14 protein-coding genes are annotated in these 16,411 nt (G+C 67.2%); 11 read left to right on the top strand and 3 right to left on the bottom strand.

Going from position 1 to position 16,411, the window contains the following annotated elements; all coding sequences use genetic code 11:
- Positions 1 to 99 precede the first annotated feature (99 nt).
- Positions 100 to 1,215, top strand: coding sequence for a divergent polysaccharide deacetylase family protein (locus FBZ89_RS17925; RefSeq protein WP_145751243.1), 1,116 nt, complete (start codon positions 100 to 102; stop codon positions 1,213 to 1,215).
- Between the two features lie 54 nt (positions 1,216 to 1,269).
- A complete protein-coding gene (locus tag FBZ89_RS17920) occupies positions 1,270 to 1,473 on the top strand; it encodes a heavy-metal-associated domain-containing protein (protein WP_145751242.1) in 204 nt (67 codons plus the stop codon).
- 121 nt (positions 1,474 to 1,594) lie between these two features.
- On the opposite strand, the gene trpE is transcribed toward FBZ89_RS17920, so the two are convergent.
- Both trpE and FBZ89_RS17910 read right to left on the bottom strand, forming a co-directional pair.
- Positions 1,595 to 3,121 carry an anthranilate synthase component I gene (trpE, locus tag FBZ89_RS17915; RefSeq protein ID WP_145751241.1) on the bottom strand — a complete coding sequence of 509 codons (1,527 nt, stop codon included), beginning with the start codon at positions 3,119 to 3,121 and terminating at the stop codon, positions 1,595 to 1,597.
- 6 nt (positions 3,122 to 3,127) lie between these two features.
- Entirely contained in the window at positions 3,128 to 5,011 is a 1,884-nt protein-coding gene (locus FBZ89_RS17910; protein ID WP_186457421.1) for a peptidylprolyl isomerase, read from the bottom strand.
- 327 nt (positions 5,012 to 5,338) lie between these two features.
- On the opposite strand from FBZ89_RS17910, the gene tpiA reads away from it, so the two are divergent.
- The 4 genes from tpiA to kdsA all read left to right on the top strand — a co-directional run bounded on the left by tpiA (position 5,339) and on the right by kdsA (position 9,431).
- Positions 5,339 to 6,088, top strand: a complete 750-nt coding sequence (gene tpiA / locus FBZ89_RS17905; RefSeq protein WP_088871575.1) for a triose-phosphate isomerase — start codon at positions 5,339 to 5,341, stop codon at positions 6,086 to 6,088.
- 142 nt (positions 6,089 to 6,230) lie between these two features.
- Entirely contained in the window at positions 6,231 to 6,662 is a 432-nt protein-coding gene (secG, locus tag FBZ89_RS17900; RefSeq protein WP_145751239.1) for a preprotein translocase subunit SecG, read from the top strand.
- A 105-nt stretch (positions 6,663 to 6,767) separates the two neighbouring features.
- Positions 6,768 to 8,399: a CTP synthase gene (locus FBZ89_RS17895; RefSeq protein WP_145751238.1), complete on the top strand. Its 1,632-nt coding sequence runs from the start codon at positions 6,768 to 6,770 to the stop codon at positions 8,397 to 8,399.
- Positions 8,400 to 8,591: 192 nt separating this feature from the next.
- Positions 8,592 to 9,431 carry a 3-deoxy-8-phosphooctulonate synthase gene (kdsA, locus tag FBZ89_RS17890; protein ID WP_145751237.1) on the top strand — a complete coding sequence of 280 codons (840 nt, stop codon included), beginning with the start codon at positions 8,592 to 8,594 and terminating at the stop codon, positions 9,429 to 9,431.
- A 67-nt stretch (positions 9,432 to 9,498) separates the two neighbouring features.
- Here kdsA and FBZ89_RS17885 read toward each other — a convergent pair whose 3' ends face one another.
- Positions 9,499 to 10,164: an ankyrin repeat domain-containing protein gene (locus tag FBZ89_RS17885; RefSeq protein WP_145751236.1), complete on the bottom strand. Its 666-nt coding sequence runs from the start codon at positions 10,162 to 10,164 to the stop codon at positions 9,499 to 9,501.
- Positions 10,165 to 10,458: 294 nt separating this feature from the next.
- On the opposite strand from FBZ89_RS17885, the gene eno reads away from it, so the two are divergent.
- The 5 genes from eno to FBZ89_RS17860 all read left to right on the top strand — a co-directional run bounded on the left by eno (position 10,459) and on the right by FBZ89_RS17860 (position 16,387).
- Complete coding sequence (gene eno, locus FBZ89_RS17880; protein ID WP_145751235.1) at positions 10,459 to 11,739, top strand: phosphopyruvate hydratase; 1,281 nt, start codon at positions 10,459 to 10,461, stop codon at positions 11,737 to 11,739.
- Positions 11,740 to 11,935: 196 nt separating this feature from the next.
- Positions 11,936 to 12,307 (top strand): FtsB family cell division protein, encoded by a 372-nt coding sequence (locus FBZ89_RS17875; RefSeq protein ID WP_145751234.1) that lies wholly within the window; start codon positions 11,936 to 11,938, stop codon positions 12,305 to 12,307.
- Between the two features lie 207 nt (positions 12,308 to 12,514).
- Positions 12,515 to 13,528, top strand: coding sequence for a pyruvate dehydrogenase (acetyl-transferring) E1 component subunit alpha (gene pdhA / locus FBZ89_RS17870; RefSeq protein WP_145751233.1), 1,014 nt, complete (start codon positions 12,515 to 12,517; stop codon positions 13,526 to 13,528).
- 22 nt (positions 13,529 to 13,550) lie between these two features.
- The gene (locus FBZ89_RS17865; RefSeq protein WP_145751232.1) at positions 13,551 to 14,942 is read left to right on the top strand and encodes a pyruvate dehydrogenase complex E1 component subunit beta; all 1,392 of its coding nucleotides are present in this window, start codon (positions 13,551 to 13,553) and stop codon (positions 14,940 to 14,942) included.
- 113 nt (positions 14,943 to 15,055) lie between these two features.
- Positions 15,056 to 16,387, top strand: a complete 1,332-nt coding sequence (locus tag FBZ89_RS17860) for a pyruvate dehydrogenase complex dihydrolipoamide acetyltransferase (protein WP_145751231.1) — start codon at positions 15,056 to 15,058, stop codon at positions 16,385 to 16,387.
- Positions 16,388 to 16,411 lie beyond the last annotated feature (24 nt).

Genomic DNA, 16,411 nt, shown 5'->3' with positions numbered 1-16,411 from the left:
GCACTAGTGGGGGCCGGTCGGCGAAACGCGGCCGGTGCTTCTTCAAGGGACAGGCATGACCGTTTCCACCGCGTCCGCTCCCGCCATCGGGGCCCGCTGATGCCCCGGCGCGTCACTCCCCCGCCGCCGCTGGGACGGCCCGGCCGGAAAGGCCCCCCCAAGCGTGCGCCCGCGCGCCGGCGCAAGGGCACCCGGATCAGCCTGACCCGGGCGCAGCTGGCCGGCATCGTCGGCCTCACGGCCATCGTCGCCCTGCTGGGCGCCTATGTGCTGGGCAACCGCCATCCGCACAAGCCCGCGGTGGCGACCGCGCCCGTCCCATCCGGACCAACCAAGACGGGCCCCCGCCCGCCCGGCACGCCATCCGCCCCGCCCGTGGCACCGCCGCCGGAACAGCATGCCGAAGCGCCGGCTGCGCTGCCCAAGGCCGAGGCGCCCAAGGCTGAGCCAAGCAAGCCGGAAACGGGCAAGGCCGGCGCCGCTTGGCGACGCAACGCGGTGCCGTCGCCCCAGATGGCGGCGCCCACGCCCGGTGCCGCGCATGCCCGCATCGTGCTGGTGATCGATGATCTGGGCGTGGACCGGCCCCGCTCCACCCGCGCCGTGGCACTGCCCGGCCCGGTCACCACCGCGTGGCTGCCCTACGCCCACGACCTGGCCGACCAGACACGGGCGGCGCGGGCGGCGGGGCATGAGCTGATCGTGCACGTGCCCATGGAGCCGGTGGGCAAGGCCGACCCCGGCCCCGGTGCCCTGACCGTGAATCTTGGCGATGAGGAAATACAGCGGCGCCTGGAAGCGGACCTCGCGTCGTTCGACGGCTATGTCGGCATCAACAACCACATGGGCAGCCGCTTCACGGCCGACGAGGGCAAGCTGTCCATCGTGCTGGCGGAACTGTCCCGCCGCGGCCTGATGTTCCTGGACAGCCGGACCACGCCCGACACCAAGGGGCCCGAACTGGCCGCGCGCTACCATTTGCCGCTGGTCAGCCGCGACGTCTTCCTGGACGACGACCAGTCGCCCAAGGCGGTGCAGGCCATGCTGGCCAAGGTGGAGGAGGTGGCCCGCCGCCACGGCACCGCCGTCGCCATCGGCCACCCGCACGACGTCACCCTGACGGCGCTGGAGCATTGGCTGCCCACCCTGGCGGCCAAGGGCTTTGTCTTGGTGCCATTGACGTCCGTCATAGCGCCGCCGCCGGGCGGCACCTAATAATTGCTTGATGGGCCGCGTCCTGATGGCCGGCCATGGCGTGTGGAGAACGAGATGAACGCGTCTTATCGAATCGACGGCATGACCTGCCAAGGCTGTGCCCGGTCGGTGACCAAGGCCATCCAGGCCGTGGTGCCCATGGCCGAGGTGGCCGTGGACGTGGACGCGGGCGTGGTGACCGTCACCGGCCCGGCCGACGTCGGCCAGGTGAAGGGCGCCGTGGAGGATGCCGGCTTCGACTTCATCGGCCCGGCCTGACTTCCGATCATGTCGGCTCGCTGGCGGGGCCACTTAAGAAGGCCATGGCGGCTTTGGCGGCCTGAATGAAAAAGGGCGGCCCGTCGGGACCGCCCTTTTTCATGGTGCGCCGGAGCACACCTCAGATGTTCCGCGTCGAGCGTTTTTCCTGGGCGTAGCGCACGGCTTCCTCGGCGGCTTTGAACAGGGCCTTGGCCTTGTTCACCGTCTCCTGGTACTCGGCCTCGGGATCGCTGTCCGCCACCACGCCGCCGCCCGCCTGGACGTGCATGACGCCGTCCTTGATGACGGCGGTGCGGAGCGCGATGCAGGTGTCCATGGTGCCGTTGGCGGCGAAGTAGCCGATGCAGCCGCCGTAGATGCCGCGGCGGGTGCCCTCCAGCTCCTCGATGATCTCCATGGCGCGCACCTTGGGCGCGCCGGAGACCGTGCCGGCGGGGAAGCCGCCCACCAAGGCGTTGATGGCATTGAAGCGGGACTTGTCCAGCTTGCCCTCGACGTTGGAGACGATGTGCATCACGTGGGAATAGTGCTCGATGGTGAAGCGCTCGGTCACCGTGACAGTGCCCACCTCGGCCACCCGGCCCACGTCGTTGCGCCCCAAATCCAGCAGCATCAGGTGCTCTGACAGCTCCTTGGGGTCGGCCAGCAGGTCGGCCTCCAGTTCCTTGTCCTCCGCCGGGGTCTTGCCGCGGCGGCGGGTGCCGGCGATGGGGCGGATGGTGACGGTGTCGTCGCGCAGCCGCACCAGGATCTCCGGGCTGGAACCCACGACCGCCAGGTCGCCGAAATCCAGGAAGAACAGGAAGGGCGAGGGGTTGATGCGGCGCAGCGCGCGGTACAGCGCGAAGGGCGGCAAGGCGAAGGGCACGGAGAAGCGCTGGCTGGGCACCACCTGGAAGATGTCGCCGGCGCGGATATACTCCTTCGCCTTCTCCACCATGGCGTGATAGTCGGCGCGGCTGACGTTGGACGAGGGGTCGGGCAGAACCTCGATCTCGCCCGCCGCGTCGTGCCCCACCGGCAGCGGCCGGTCCAGGTCGGCCATGGCGTCGGCCAGGCGTTCCTTGGCGGCGAGGTAGGCGGCCTCCGCCGACACGCTGGCCTGGGGGCGCACCGGGGTCACCAGGGTGACCACATTCTCGATGCTGTCGAAGATGGCCATGATGGTGGGGCGGATGAGCACGGCATCCTCCACCCCCAGGGCGTCGCGGTTCTTCTCCGGCAGCTTTTCCATCAGCCGGACCATGTCGTAGCCCAGATAGCCGAACAGGCCGGCCGACATGGGCGGCAGGTGGGCCGGCAGGTCGATGCGGCTCTCCTCCAGCACATCGGCCAGGGCGTCCAGCGGGGCGGCGGACAAGGGCTCGAACGCGGTCGGGTCGGTGGCGGCCCGCCGGTTGATCCAGGCCTGGGTCCCCTTGCTCTTCCAGATCAGGTCGGGCTTCAGCCCGATCAGGGAATAGCGGCCGCGGACGGAGCCGCCGGTGACCGATTCCAACAGGAAGGAGAACGGGCGCCCTTGCGCCAGCTTCAGCATGGCGGCGACGGGCGTCTCCAGGTCGCTGACCAGCCGCGTCCAGACGACCTGCGCCTGGCCCGCGGCGTACGCCGTGCCGAAGGCCGTCTCATCGGGGAAGGGGGTCACGACGCCTTACTCCTGGTGTTCAAGGCGCTGCAGCAGCGTCCGGTTCTCGGTGATGCGATAGCGCTGGCGCAGGGCGTCCAGGAACTGGACGTAGAGGTCGCCGGCCACGCCGTCGCGCAGCTGCCTCGCCGCCACCGTGGCGCGGTCGGCCAGCAGCGGTTCCGGCATGGGCACCAGCGCCGCCAGGCGCACGACCATCTGGCCGTCGGCGGCGGCGCCGGTGGTGACTTCACCCGGCTTCAGGGTGAACAGGGCGTCCACCAGTTCCGGCGTCAGGGGGCTATCCTTGGGCGGGGTGCGGCCCACGGGCGGCTGGCGGGTGTAGACGGCGCCCGTCTCCTTGGCCACCTGCTCCGGCGTGGCGCCGGCCTTCAGCTTGTCGGCGATGTCCTTGGCCTTGGCCTTGGCGGCCTCGTCGCGCTTGGAGGATTTCCAATCGGCGATGACCTGATCCTTCACCTGGTCCAGCGGCTTCAGGGCCGGGGCCTGCACGCTGTCCACGCGCACGGCGAAATAGCTCTTGTTGCGCTCGCCCTCGGTGGTGCTGCTGTTGTCGCCCGAGGCCAGGCCGAAGGCGGTCTGCACCACCTTGGCGATGGGGACGGCCAGGCCGGTCACCGGCTTGCCGGCGGGGTCCTTGCCCTCGCGGTCCACGGCGGCGATCTTGGTCACCGCCGCGTCCACCTTCTTGGCGGCTTCCTCCAGCGAGGCGCCGCCGGAGATGGCGTCGTCCAGCTTGTTCGACAGGTCGTACAGCTGGTCGGTGGCGCGCTCGGCCTTCACCTGCTCCACCAGCTGGGCCTTCACTTGGTCCAGGGTCTGGGTGCTGCCGGGGACGATCTTGGTGACGGCGACGACGTGCCAGCCGAAACCGCTCTTCACCGGCTCCGACACCTTGCCCTGGGGCAGGGAGAAGGCGATGTCCTGCAACTCGGCCGGCAGATCCGCCTTGGTGATGTTGGCCAGCGGCAGCATGGACACGCCGGCGGCCTTGGCGGCGTCGGCCAGCGACTTGCCGCCGGCGGCGGCCTGCGCCACCTTGTCCGCCTGCTCCTTGGTATCGACCAGCACCTGGTCCAGGTCACGGCGTTCCGGCTTCACGAATTCCTTGGACCGGGCGTCATAGGCCTTCTTCAGGTCCTCATCGCTGACCTCCTCGGTCTTGGCGATGGCGTCGGTAGACAGTGTGACCACGGTCAGGGCGCGGTATTCCGGCGCGGTGTAGCGCGCGGCCTGGGCCTTGTGGAAGGCCTCCAGCGCCGCCTGGTCGGGCGTGCCCGGGTCCGGCATGGCCTTGTCGGCCACGAACAGCGTCTCTGCCCCGCGCTGCTCGCCGCGGTAGCGCACCAGGTCGCGGGCCAGGGCCTGCGGCACGCGGATGCCGGCGGCCAGGGCCTCCGTCACCTCGGTGCGGGCCATGTCCTCGCGCACCTCGCTGACGATCTCATCCTCCGAGATCTGGTTCTGGCGCAGCAGGGCCCGCATCAGCAGGGGATCGAACTGGCCGGACTTGTCCTTGAACACCGGCATCTCGGCGATCTTCCGCGCCGCCGCCTGCTCCGAGACGCGCAGGCCAAAGTCGTGCGTCGCCTGCTTGATCAGGGCGCGCTGGATCTCATCCTGCAGCGCCGCGCGCATCAGACCCATCTGCTTGGCCTGCTCGGCCGTCAGTTCCGGCCCCATGGTCTGGCGCAGCCGGTTCATCTGCTGGCGGAAGGCGCGGTCCACATCCTGCGGGGTGATCTCGGTGTCACCCACCCGGGCCACAGCTTGGTCACTGACGGTGGTGCCCACCCGGCCCACACCCCAGATCCCGAAACTGATGATCAGGAACACGAACAGGATCTTGGAGAACCACGAGCCCGAGAATTTGCGGATGAACTGAAGCATGTGCCTGCTGCGTCTTGCGAATTGCTTGTCAGTGGGACGGGGCCTGGGGCCCGGATATCCCACCCTCCCGTCAGGGCGCGGCATCATAGAAGCAGGGGGCGGGGGCGGCAATAGATGGTTGGGCGGGCGACGCGCATAGGCCGGGGCGCATGGGCCGGGCGTGCCGATTCACCGTCTTGTCACGGCCTGAATCATGGAAATGCCGGCCCATGACTGTTACAGCATGACGACAGGGACAACCGTGACAAGGTGGGCCACCCAAACCTAAAAGGCCGCCGCGCGGATGCTTCCCTTTTGAGTGCGTTAAACTCGGGGAGAACAAAGGAAATGCGCCGCAAATTCATTGTCGGTAATTGGAAGATGCATGGGCTGAGGGAAGGGGGGACGGCATTGGCCTCCGACCTCGCCGGCCGCATGCTGGGGGCGGGTGACGTCGCCTTCGACATGCTGTTGTGTCCGCCCGCCACCCTCATCCACACCGTGGTCCAGGCCGTGTCCGACGCGCCGGTCAGCGTCGGCGGCCAGGATTGCCATGGCAAGGATTCGGGGGCCCACACCGGGGACATCGGGGCCCCCATGCTGGCCGACGCCGGCTGCCGGTACGTCATCGTCGGCCATTCCGAGCGGCGGCAGGGCCATGGCGAGCAGAGCGTGGAGGTGAGGGCCAAGGCCGCCGCCGCCCACCGCGCCGGCCTGATCGCCATCGTCTGCGTGGGTGAGACGGAGGCCGAGCGCGACGCCGGCCGGGCCATGGACGTCATCGCCCGCATGGTGGACGATTCCATGCCCGAGGGCGCCACGGCGGCCAACACCGTGGTGGCCTATGAGCCCGTCTGGGCCATCGGCACGGGGCGCACGCCCACGCCCAGGGACGTGGCAGCCATGCATTCCATGATCAGGGGACGTCTCGCAACGCTGGTTGATCAGCCGGACGCGGTGCGCATCTTATATGGCGGTTCCGTTAAGCCGGACAACGCGGCCAGCCTGTTGCACATCGACGATGTGGACGGGGCGCTGGTCGGCGGCGCCAGCTTGAAGGCGGACGAATTCTGGGCCATCGCGGAAACTTGCCGCTAGCGCCCCGGGTTCGGACTGGGTAAAGAGATGCGCGAGCAGGTCGGCCGCCCCCGGACGGGGCGGCCGGCTATTTCATGTTTTGCCATAACCAACTTTTGGTCTGAACCAAGCGTTTGGCCTGCTGGATAGGATTGCTGCTTCGATGTCCACCGTCGTCCTGGTTTTGCACATTCTGATCGGCATCGCGCTGGTCGGTGTCGTCCTGGTCCAGCGCTCTGAGGGCGGCGGGCTGGGCATGGGCGGCGGCACCATGGGCGGCTTCATGACGGCCCGGGGCAGCGCCAACCTGCTGACCCGCACCACCTCCATCCTGTTCGGCGCCTTCCTGGTGACCAGCCTGGTGCTGGCCCTGCTGAACCGTGCGGCCACGCACCATGATTCGGTGTTCGACAAGCTGCCGGCCACCGCCGCTCCGGCCCCGGCCACGCCCGCTCCGGGTGCCGTGCCTGGCGCCGTGCCCTCCGGCGACCAGCCGGCGGCCCCCACTGGCGCTCCAGCGGCGCAGCAGCCGGCACCGGCGACCACCTCTCCGGCTCCCACCTCTGGCGAGCCCAAAGTTCCGACCGGCCAGTAAAGGCGGGCGACACTAACGGAGGCGGCGAAAGCCGCCTCTTTCAATTCGGGGGGCCGGCGCATTCGCGTTGGCCCGACATGCGGCCTTTAGCTAAACTAGGCTTCCATGACGCGCTTCATTTTCATCACCGGCGGCGTGGTCTCTTCCTTGGGTAAGGGACTGGCGTCGGCCGCTCTGGGTGCTTTGCTCCAGGCCCGTGGCTACAAGGTCCGCCTGCGCAAGCTCGACCCCTACCTGAACGTCGACCCCGGCACCATGAGCCCCTACCAGCATGGTGAGGTGTTCGTGACCGACGACGGTGCGGAGACCGACCTGGATCTGGGCCATTACGAGCGCTTCACCGGCGTCTCGGCCCGGCAGACGGACAACATCACCACCGGCCGCATCTATTCCAACGTGATCGCCAAGGAGCGCCGCGGCGACTACCTGGGCGCCACCGTGCAGGTGATCCCGCACGTCACCGACGCCATCAAGGAGTTCATCCTGGGCGACGTGAAGGATGAGGACTTCATCCTGTGCGAGATCGGCGGCACGGTCGGCGACATCGAAAGCACCCCCTTCCTGGAGGCCATCCGCCAGCTGGGCAACGATTTGGGGCCGGAGCGGGCGCTGTTCATCCACCTGACCCTGCTGCCCTACATCCCGTCGGCGGGCGAGCTGAAGACCAAGCCCACCCAGCACTCGGTGAAGGAGCTGCTGTCGGTCGGCATCCAGCCGTCCATCCTGCTGTGCCGCTCCGACCGCCCCATCCCGGAGAACGAGCGCCGCAAGATCGCCCTGTTCTGCAACATCCGGCAGGAGCGGGTGATCGCCGCCCTGGACGTGGACACCATCTACCACGTGCCGGTCAGCTATCACGAGCAGGGCTTCGACGAGCAGGTGCTGCGCTACTTCGGCCTGCCGGCCGACGAGGCGCCGGATCTCTCCCGCTGGAAGGAGATCGCCGCCCGTGTCCGCCAGCCGGAGGGTGAGGTCACCATCGCCGTGGTCGGCAAGTACACCAGCCTGCTGGACAGCTACAAGTCGCTGGCCGAGGCCTTGACGCATGGCGGCATCGCCAACAACGTCAAGGTCAAGCTGGATTGGATCGATAGCGAAATCTTCGAAGGCGGCGGCGCCGTGCAGCGGCTGGAGGGGGTGCACGGCATCCTGGTTCCCGGCGGCTTCGGCGAGCGTGGGTCCGAGGGCAAGATCCGCGCGGCCCAGTTCGCGCGCGAGCGCAACGTGCCCTATTTCGGCATCTGCTTCGGCATGCAGATGGCGGTCATCGAGGCCAGCCGCCACTTGGCGGGCCTGGAGGACGCGGGCTCGTCCGAGTTCGGCCACAAGTACAAGCACCCGGTCGTCGGCCTGATGACTGAGTGGGTGCGTGGCAACGACACCGAGAAGCGTGGCGCCGAGGGCGACCTGGGCGGCACCATGCGGCTGGGCGCCTACCCCTGCCAGCTGCTGCCCGGCTCCAAGGTTGCGGAGGTCTATGGCGCCAACCATATCGAGGAGCGTCACCGCCACCGCTATGAGGTGAACATCACCTACAAGGACCAGCTGGAGAAGGTGGGCCTGAAGTTCTCCGGCCTGTCGCCCGATGGCGAGCTGCCGGAGATCGTCGAGATCCCGTCGCACCCCTGGTTCATCGGCGTGCAGTTCCATCCGGAGCTGAAGTCCAAGCCGTTCGAGCCGCACCCGTTGTTCACCAGCTTCATCAGCGCCGCCATCGCGCAGAGCCGGCTGGTTTAAGCGGCGACGCCCGTATAACCCTTGGCATGGGTTTCAGATCCAGGCCAAGGGAGGCCGGCGACGGCCGGCCCGGACCGTGAGGTCCGTAAGCCAAGCCGGCGGATGCCGGCGTCCGGCGCCTGAGGGCAACATAGAGTCCCCAGGGGCCGCCGCGTCACGAGCGGCGGCCTTTTTGGTTTTAGGAGCCCACCCATGACCGACATCCGCACCGTCCGCATCCGCGACCTGGACGTGGCCAACGACAAGCCCTTCATGCTGATCGCCGGCCCCTGCCAGCTGGAAAGCCGCGCGCACGCGCTGGAGATGAGCCACGCCCTGGTGGAGATCACCGCCAAGCTGGGCATCGGCCTCGTCTACAAGACCAGCTTCGACAAGGCCAACCGCACGTCGGTCAGCACCGCGCGCGGCCTGGGCATGGAGAAGAGCCTGCCCATCCTGGCCGAGGTGCGGGAGACGTTCGGCTGCCCCGTCCTAACCGACGTGCACACGGCGGAGCAGTGCGCCCCCGTGGCCGAGGTGGTGGACGTGCTGCAGATTCCGGCCTTCCTCTGCCGCCAGACCGACCTGCTGCTGGCCGCCGGCGAGACCGGCAAGGTCATCAACGTGAAGAAGGGCCAGTTCCTGGCGCCCTGGGACATGAAGAACGTGGCGGCCAAGATCGCCTCCACCGGCAACGAGAACATCCTGCTGTGCGAGCGCGGCGCCAGCTTCGGTTACAACACCCTGGTCAGCGACATGCGCAGCCTGCCCATCATGGCGCAGACGGGCTATCCGGTGGTGATGGACGCCACCCATTCCGTGCAGCAGCCGGGCGGGCAGGGCACCACCAGCGGCGGCCAGCGCGAGTTCGTGCCGGTGATGGCCCGCGCCGCCCTGGCCGTGGGCGTGGCCGCCGTCTTCATGGAAACCCATGAAAATCCCGACTGCGCCCCCAGCGACGGCCCCAACATGGTCAAGCTGAAGGATCTGCCGGCCCTGCTGGAAACCATGGTCGCCATCGACCGCATCGCCAAGGCCAACCCGATCTTCTGATCGGCGGTTTCGGCCATCGGGTTTGAATGACCGACCGGCGGCGGGGTGACCTGCCGTCGGTGCTTCATTATTGGGTGGCTGGAGGAACCCTCCGATGGACCTTCAACCAACGGAGGGTGCGGCGCATATGGTAGTCTGCTGCACGTTGGGCCAGGGTGTTGCCGCGAAAATCAACCCCGTCCGGATTGGTGCCAACCTGCAACAAGCGCAATGCCACAGCATCACTCACGGTGGTGAGGATGGCGGTCTCCCCATGTTTGTCCTTGATCGAGAAATCAGCCCCTGCTGCCAGCAGTAAGTTCAGAAGCGTCACGTTACGAACTTCGAACAAGGGCGTGGCCCCAACGACGTCTTGATGATTGGGGTCGGCACCGTAAGCAAGTAGCCGTTTGGCCGTGGCGATCCGGTCAGCTTCCGTTTTGCAATAAGCGCCGGCCAGCCGAGACAGCGCCGTGCTGCCGCCGGGCAAGTCCAAGGCCATCTTGTCGGGATCCGAGATGGTATCGACGTTGATGCCATCCGCGATGGCAGCGTCGACGACTGCGGGATTGCAATCGGCGGCATCTTCAGCGAACCGTTCGGCTGGGGACCGGCCAGCAGCATCCGCGAGCTGGGAAAGAGCGATGAGGTTGGAGCTTATGTCCTGCTGGCCGTTGGACTTCGCGATAGCAGGAATTGCTATGAGGATGCCTGTCAACAGCAGCGAGTATATCCAATAATGCTTTAAAGGCATGTGGACATTCCCATTTCCACTGACGGCCGCGTTCACCGGGCCGGGACCGCGGCGATGGTGCAGAGCATAGCGGTTTCAGCAAAGTGGGTACGATAATCATTCTGCCGCATGAGGCGAAAATAATATCTCATGCCCGTGCGGTCGGTCGATGTATCCACCCCACAACCGCAGCCTTCAAAACGTCATAGGCGATACCGCGCCTGCCGGTCTTGCCTGGTGCCGGCCCTAAAGGCTATGACGGGCACCGTCCCGCCACGACGCATCCGCCGTCACGACGCATAAAGGGAAGAACCCATGTCCGCGATCATCGATATTCAGGGCCGCCAGATTCTCGACAGCCGGGGCAACCCGACCGTTGAGGTCGATGTTCGGCTGGAGTCCGGCGCCTTCGGCCGCGCCGCCGTGCCCTCCGGTGCCTCGACCGGTGCCCATGAGGCCGTTGAGCTGCGCGATGGCGACAAGAGCAAGTACCTGGGCAAGGGCGTGCTGAAGGCGGTCGAATCGATCAACAGCGAGATCTTCGACACCATCGGCGGCCTGGAATCCACCGACCAGGTGACCATCGACACCGCCATGATCGAGCTGGACGGCACCCCCAACAAGGCCCGCCTGGGCGCCAACGCCATCCTGGGCGTGTCGCTGGCCGTGGCCAAGGCGTCGGCGGCCGAGCTGGACCTGCCGCTGTACCGCTATGTCGGCGGCACCAACGCCCGCATCCTGCCCGTGCCGATGATGAACATCATCAACGGCGGCGCCCATGCCGACAACCCCATCGACATCCAGGAATTCATGGTGATGCCGGTGGGCGCCGAAAGCTGCGCCGACGCCATCCGCATCGGCGCCGAGATCTTCCACGCCCTGAAGAAGAAGCTGAAGGACGCCGGCCACAACACCGCCGTGGGTGACGAGGGCGGCTTCGCCCCCAACCTCGCTTCCACCGACGAGGCCCTGTCCTTCATCATGAAGGCGGTCGAGGCCGCCGGCTACACGCCGGGCGACGACGTGGTGCTGGCGCTGGACGCCGCCTCCACCGAGTTCTTCAAGGACGGCAAGTACGTGCTGGCCGGCGAGAACAAGACCCTCGATCCCGACGCCATGGTGCGCTACTGGACCGATCTGGTGGGCCGCTACCCCATCGTCAGCATCGAAGACGGCATGGCCGAGGACGACTGGGCCGGCTGGAAGGCCCTGACCGACGCCATCGGGTCCAAGGTGCAACTGGTGGGCGACGATTTGTTCGTCACCAACCCGGCCCGCCTGACCGACGGCATCAAGAAGGGGGTCGCCAACTCCATCCTGGTGAAAGTCAACCAGATCGGCAGCCTGACCGAGACGCTGGAGGCCGTGCGCATCGCCCAGAGCAACGGCTACACCGCCGTCATGTCGCACCGCTCGGGCGAGACCGAGGACGCCACCATCGCCGACCTGGCCGTGGCCACCAACTGCGGCCAGATCAAGACCGGCTCGCTGTCGCGTTCCGACCGGATCGCCAAGTACAACCAGCTGATTCGTATCGAAGAGGCGCTGGACCTGGCGGCCGTGTTCCCGGGCCGCGGCGCGCTGAAGCGCGGCTGAAACCGGGCATCGTTCCGGTATCGTCCGGAATAGGCGGAAAGTGGGGGTGGGGGCGCTGCTTCCACCCCTTTTTCTTTGTGAGGTCGTGATTCAACGTCGACCGGCGGTTGGTATTCGCGTGAATTAAATACGGCACACAGACTAGATGCCGCTTTCCATTTGACGGTTGCGGAACCCTTGTGGAACCATGGCGCCCATGATTGGCGCCCGTTCTTTCCGTACCGCATTGAACCGCGCCCTACGCCAGGTGGTCGCACCGGTGGTGGGGGCGTCCGTTGTCGCATACTTCGCCTACCACACGGTGCAGGGCGAACGCGGACTGATGGCGCTGACCCAGCTGCAGACCCAGGTGACCCAGGCCAAGGCCCAACTGGACCAGGTTCGCGCGGAACGCGAGGCCATGGAGCGCCGCGCCCGCCTGCTGCACCCCGACAATCTGGACCCCGACATGCTGGAGGAAGAGTCCCGCAAGGTGCTCGATTTCTCCCGTCCGGATGACCTCGTGATCCTTCTCCCGGGCAAGCCTGCCCCGCATGAAGATAAGGACGCGCCGGCGAAAACGCCGTAAACCGCTGATAATCCTTCGGTTAACCTGAATTCTGTTAATCGTAAATAATCCTTTTGAAGCAATGTTTTGCAGTGCACACTCCTTGCGCTGCGCTGCACTTGTGGTTAGCAGTGATGCCGTGCCGGCCGACCCGGCCCGGAATGCCCCCGGGGCTGCCCCCCAGGGAATTGCGACGCTAAACGCCCACGCTTGAGAAGGGAGACGCCAGTGGCCACGACCACGAGACGCCGTGCCAAGCCCGCTGAGAACGCAGCGCCGGAGCCGACCCAGGAGGAACTGCTCCACTACTACAAGGAGATGTTGCTGATCCGCCGCTTCGAGGAGAAGGCCGGTCAGCTGTACGGCATGGGCCTCATCGGCGGTTTCTGCCACCTCTACATCGGCCAGGAGGCCGTGGTGGTGGGCATGCAGGCGGCGCAGCTGCCGGGCGACAGCGTCATCACCAGCTACCGTGACCACGGCCACATGCTGGCCTGCGGCATGGACGCCAAGGGCGTGATGGCGGAACTGACCGGGCGCGCGGGCGGCTATTCCAAGGGGAAGGGCGGCTCGATGCACATGTTCTCGCGCGAGAAGAACTTCTACGGCGGCCACGGCATCGTCGGCGCCCAGACGCCCATCGGCACGGGCCTGGCCTTCGCCCACAAGTACAAGAAGGACGGCTGCATCGATGTCTGTTACCTGGGTGACGGCGCCGTCAACCAGGGCCAGGTCTATGAGTCCTTCAACATGGCCGCCCTGTGGAAGCTTCCGGTGATCTACGTCATCGAGAACAACAAATACGCCATGGGCACCTCGCAGCAGCGCGCCTCGGCGGGTGAACTGTACCTGCGCGGCAGCGCCTACGGCATCCCGGGCAAGCAGGTGAACGGCATGGACGTGCTGGAGGTCAAGAAGGCCGCCGACGAGGCCGTGGCCTACGTCCGTGGCGGCAACGGCCCCATGATCCTGGAGATGAAGACCTACCGCTACCGCGGCCACTCCATGTCCGACCCGGCCAAGTACCGCACCAAGGAAGAGGTCAACAAGATGCGGTCGGAATACGACTGCATCGACCACCTGAAGTCGCTGCTGTTCACCAAGGGCTATGCCGACGAGGAAAGCCTGAAGGTCATCGACCGCGATGTGAAGGCCGTCGTCACCGAGGCCGCCGACTTCGCGACCACCAGCCCGGAGCCCGATGCTGCGGAGCTGTGGACCGATATCCTCGTCGAAGCCTGATCGCTGGCCGGAGAATAAGAAAATGCCCATCGATATCCTGATGCCGGCCCTGTCCCCCACCATGACCGAAGGCAAGCTGGCCAAGTGGGTGAAGAAGGAAGGCGACACGATCAAGGCCGGTGACGTCATCGCCGAGATCGAGACCGACAAGGCCACCATGGAAGTGGAAGCGGTCGATGAAGGCACGCTGGCCAAGATCCTGGTGCCGGAAGGCACCGAGAACGTGGCCGTGAACACCGCCATCGCCCTGCTGGCCGGTGAAGGCGAGAGCGCCAGCGACGTGAGCGCCGCCAAGGCCCCGGCCGAGGCCCCGAAGGCCGAAGCCGCCCCGGCGCCCAAGGAAGAGGCCAAGCCGGCCGCCGCCCCCGCCGCCCCGGCGGTGAAGGCCCCGGTGGCGCCGCCGCCGTCGGACGAGGATCGCTTCTTCAAGAACACCCAGACCATGACGGTGCGCGAGGCCCTGCGCGACGCCATGGCCGAGGAGATGCGCAAGGACGGCAGCGTCTTCGTCATGGGCGAGGAAGTGGCCGAGTACCAGGGCGCCTACAAGGTGACCCAGGGCCTGCTGCAGGAGTTCGGCCCCGACCGCGTGATCGACACCCCCATCACCGAGCACGGCTTCGCCGGCCTGGCGGTGGGTGCGGCGTTCGGCGGCCTGCGCCCGGTCGTGGAGTTCATGACCTTCAACTTCTCGATGCAGGCCATCGACCATATCATCAACTCCGCCGCCAAGACGCTGTACATGTCCGGCGGCCAGATGGGCTGCCCCATCGTGTTCCGTGGCCCCAATGGCGCCGCCGCCCGTGTGGCCGCGCAGCACAGCCAGGAATACAGCAGCTGGTACGCCCACATCCCGGGCCTGAAGGTGGTGTCGCCCTATAGCGCCGCCGATGCCAAGGGCCTGCTGAAGGCCGCCATCCGCGACCCGAACCCCGTGGTCTTCCTGGAAAACGAAATCCTGTATGGCCAGCACTTCGAAGTGCCGACCGATCCGGATTTCATCATCCCGATCGGCCGCGCCAAGATCGAGCGCGCCGGCACGGACGTGACCATCACCGCCTTCTCGCTGCAGGTGGGCATGGCGCTCGCCGCCGCCGAGAAGCTGGCGGAGCAGGGGATCAGCGCCGAGGTCATCAACCTGCGCAGCATCCGTCCCCTGGACGTCCACACCATCGTGGAAAGCGTGAAGAAGACCAACCGCCTGGTCTCGGTGGAAGAGGGCTGGCCCTTCGCCGGCATCGGCGCGGAAATGTCCGCGGTGATGATGGAACACGCCTTCGACTACCTGGATGCGCCCGTGGTGCGCGTGCACGGCAAGGACGTGCCCATGCCCTACGCCGCCAACCTGGAAAAGCTGGCCCTGCCGCAGGTGGATGACGTCGTCACCGCCGCCAAGGCCGTGCTGTACCGCTGAACCGGCCGGGAGGGCGCCCCGACCCGTCATGGGAAGGGGCGCCTTCTGCCGCATCCGTCAGAGATTTGGGGCGCCTGGCCTGACGCCACGGCCCCCTGGGGGAGATCAAACCCATGCCGATCGATATCCTGATGCCGGCCCTGTCGCCCACGATGACCGAGGGCAAGCTGGCCAAGTGGGTGAAGAAGGAAGGCGACACGATCAAGGCCGGTGACGTCATCGCCGAGATCGAGACCGACAAAGCCACCATGGAAGTGGAGGCCGTGGACGAGGGCACGCTGGGTAAAATCCTGGTGCCCGAGGGGACCGAGGGCGTGGCGGTGAACGCCAAGATCGCCGTCCTGCTGGAGGAAGGCGAGAGCGCCGACAGCCTGAAGGACGCCGGCTCCAAGCCCGCCGCCGCCCCGGCGCCGGCCAAGGCTGAAGCCGCCGCTTCCGCCCCGGCTGCCGCTGCCGCTACTCCGGCCGCCGCCCCGGCGCCGGCCCCTGCCGCGGCCCATGACGGCAAGCGCGTGTTCGCGAGCCCGCTGGCCCGCCGCATGGCCGCCCAGTCCGGCCTGGACCTGGCCAAGGTCTCCGGTACCGGCCCGTCCGGCCGCATCGTGAAGGCCGACGTGGAGGCCGCCCTGAAGGGTGGCGGCACTGCTGCTGCCCCCGTCGCCGCTCAGGCCCCGGCCGCCACCGCCGCTCCGGCTGCCGCTGCGCCTGCCCCCGCTGCCGCCCCGAAGGGCATCGACGCCAAGGCTTTGGCCGACAAGCTGGGCATGAAGTACAAGGTCCTGCCCAACAGCGGCATGCGCAAGACCATCGCCAAGCGCCTGACCGAAGCCTGGCAGACCATCCCGCACTTCGGCCTGCAGGTCGACTGCGAGATCGACGCCCTGCTGGCGCTGCGCGCCCAGCTGAACGAGAAGTCGGGCGAGAAGGTGTCGGTCAACGACTTCGTCGTGAAGGCCGTGGCCGTGGCCCTGCGCAAGGTGCCGGAGGCCAACGTCTCCTGGCATGAGGACGGCATCCTGCAGTACGAGGGCGTGGACGTCTCCGTGGCCGTGGCCACCGACGGCGGCCTGATCACCCCCATCGTGAAGAACGCCGACCAGAAGGGCCTGGCCACCATCTCCGCCGAGGTGAAGTCCCTGGCCGCCAAGGCCAAGGAAGGCAAGCTGAAGCCCGAGGAGTTCCAGGGCGGCACGTTCAGCGTGTCCAACCTGGGCATGTTCGGGATCAAGAGCTTCACCTCCATCATCAACCCGCCGCAGAGCTGCATCCTGTCCGTGGGCGCCGGTGAGAAGCGGCCGGTGGTGAAGGGCGACGCCCTGGCCGTGGCCACGGTCATGAGCCTGACGCTGACGGTGGACCACCGCTCGGTCGATGGCGCTGTGGGCGCCAAGTACCTGCAGGTCCTGAAGAAGCTGATCGAGGACCCCATCACGCTGATGCTGTGATGCCGTATCCCCGGAGGCGCCCGC

It is taken from the genome of Nitrospirillum amazonense, from assembly GCF_007828045.1.
GTDB lineage: Bacteria > Pseudomonadota > Alphaproteobacteria > Azospirillales > Azospirillaceae > Nitrospirillum > Nitrospirillum amazonense_C.
The sequence above is the reverse complement of the archived record's forward strand: the minus strand, read 5'-3'. Positions and strand labels throughout refer to the sequence as shown.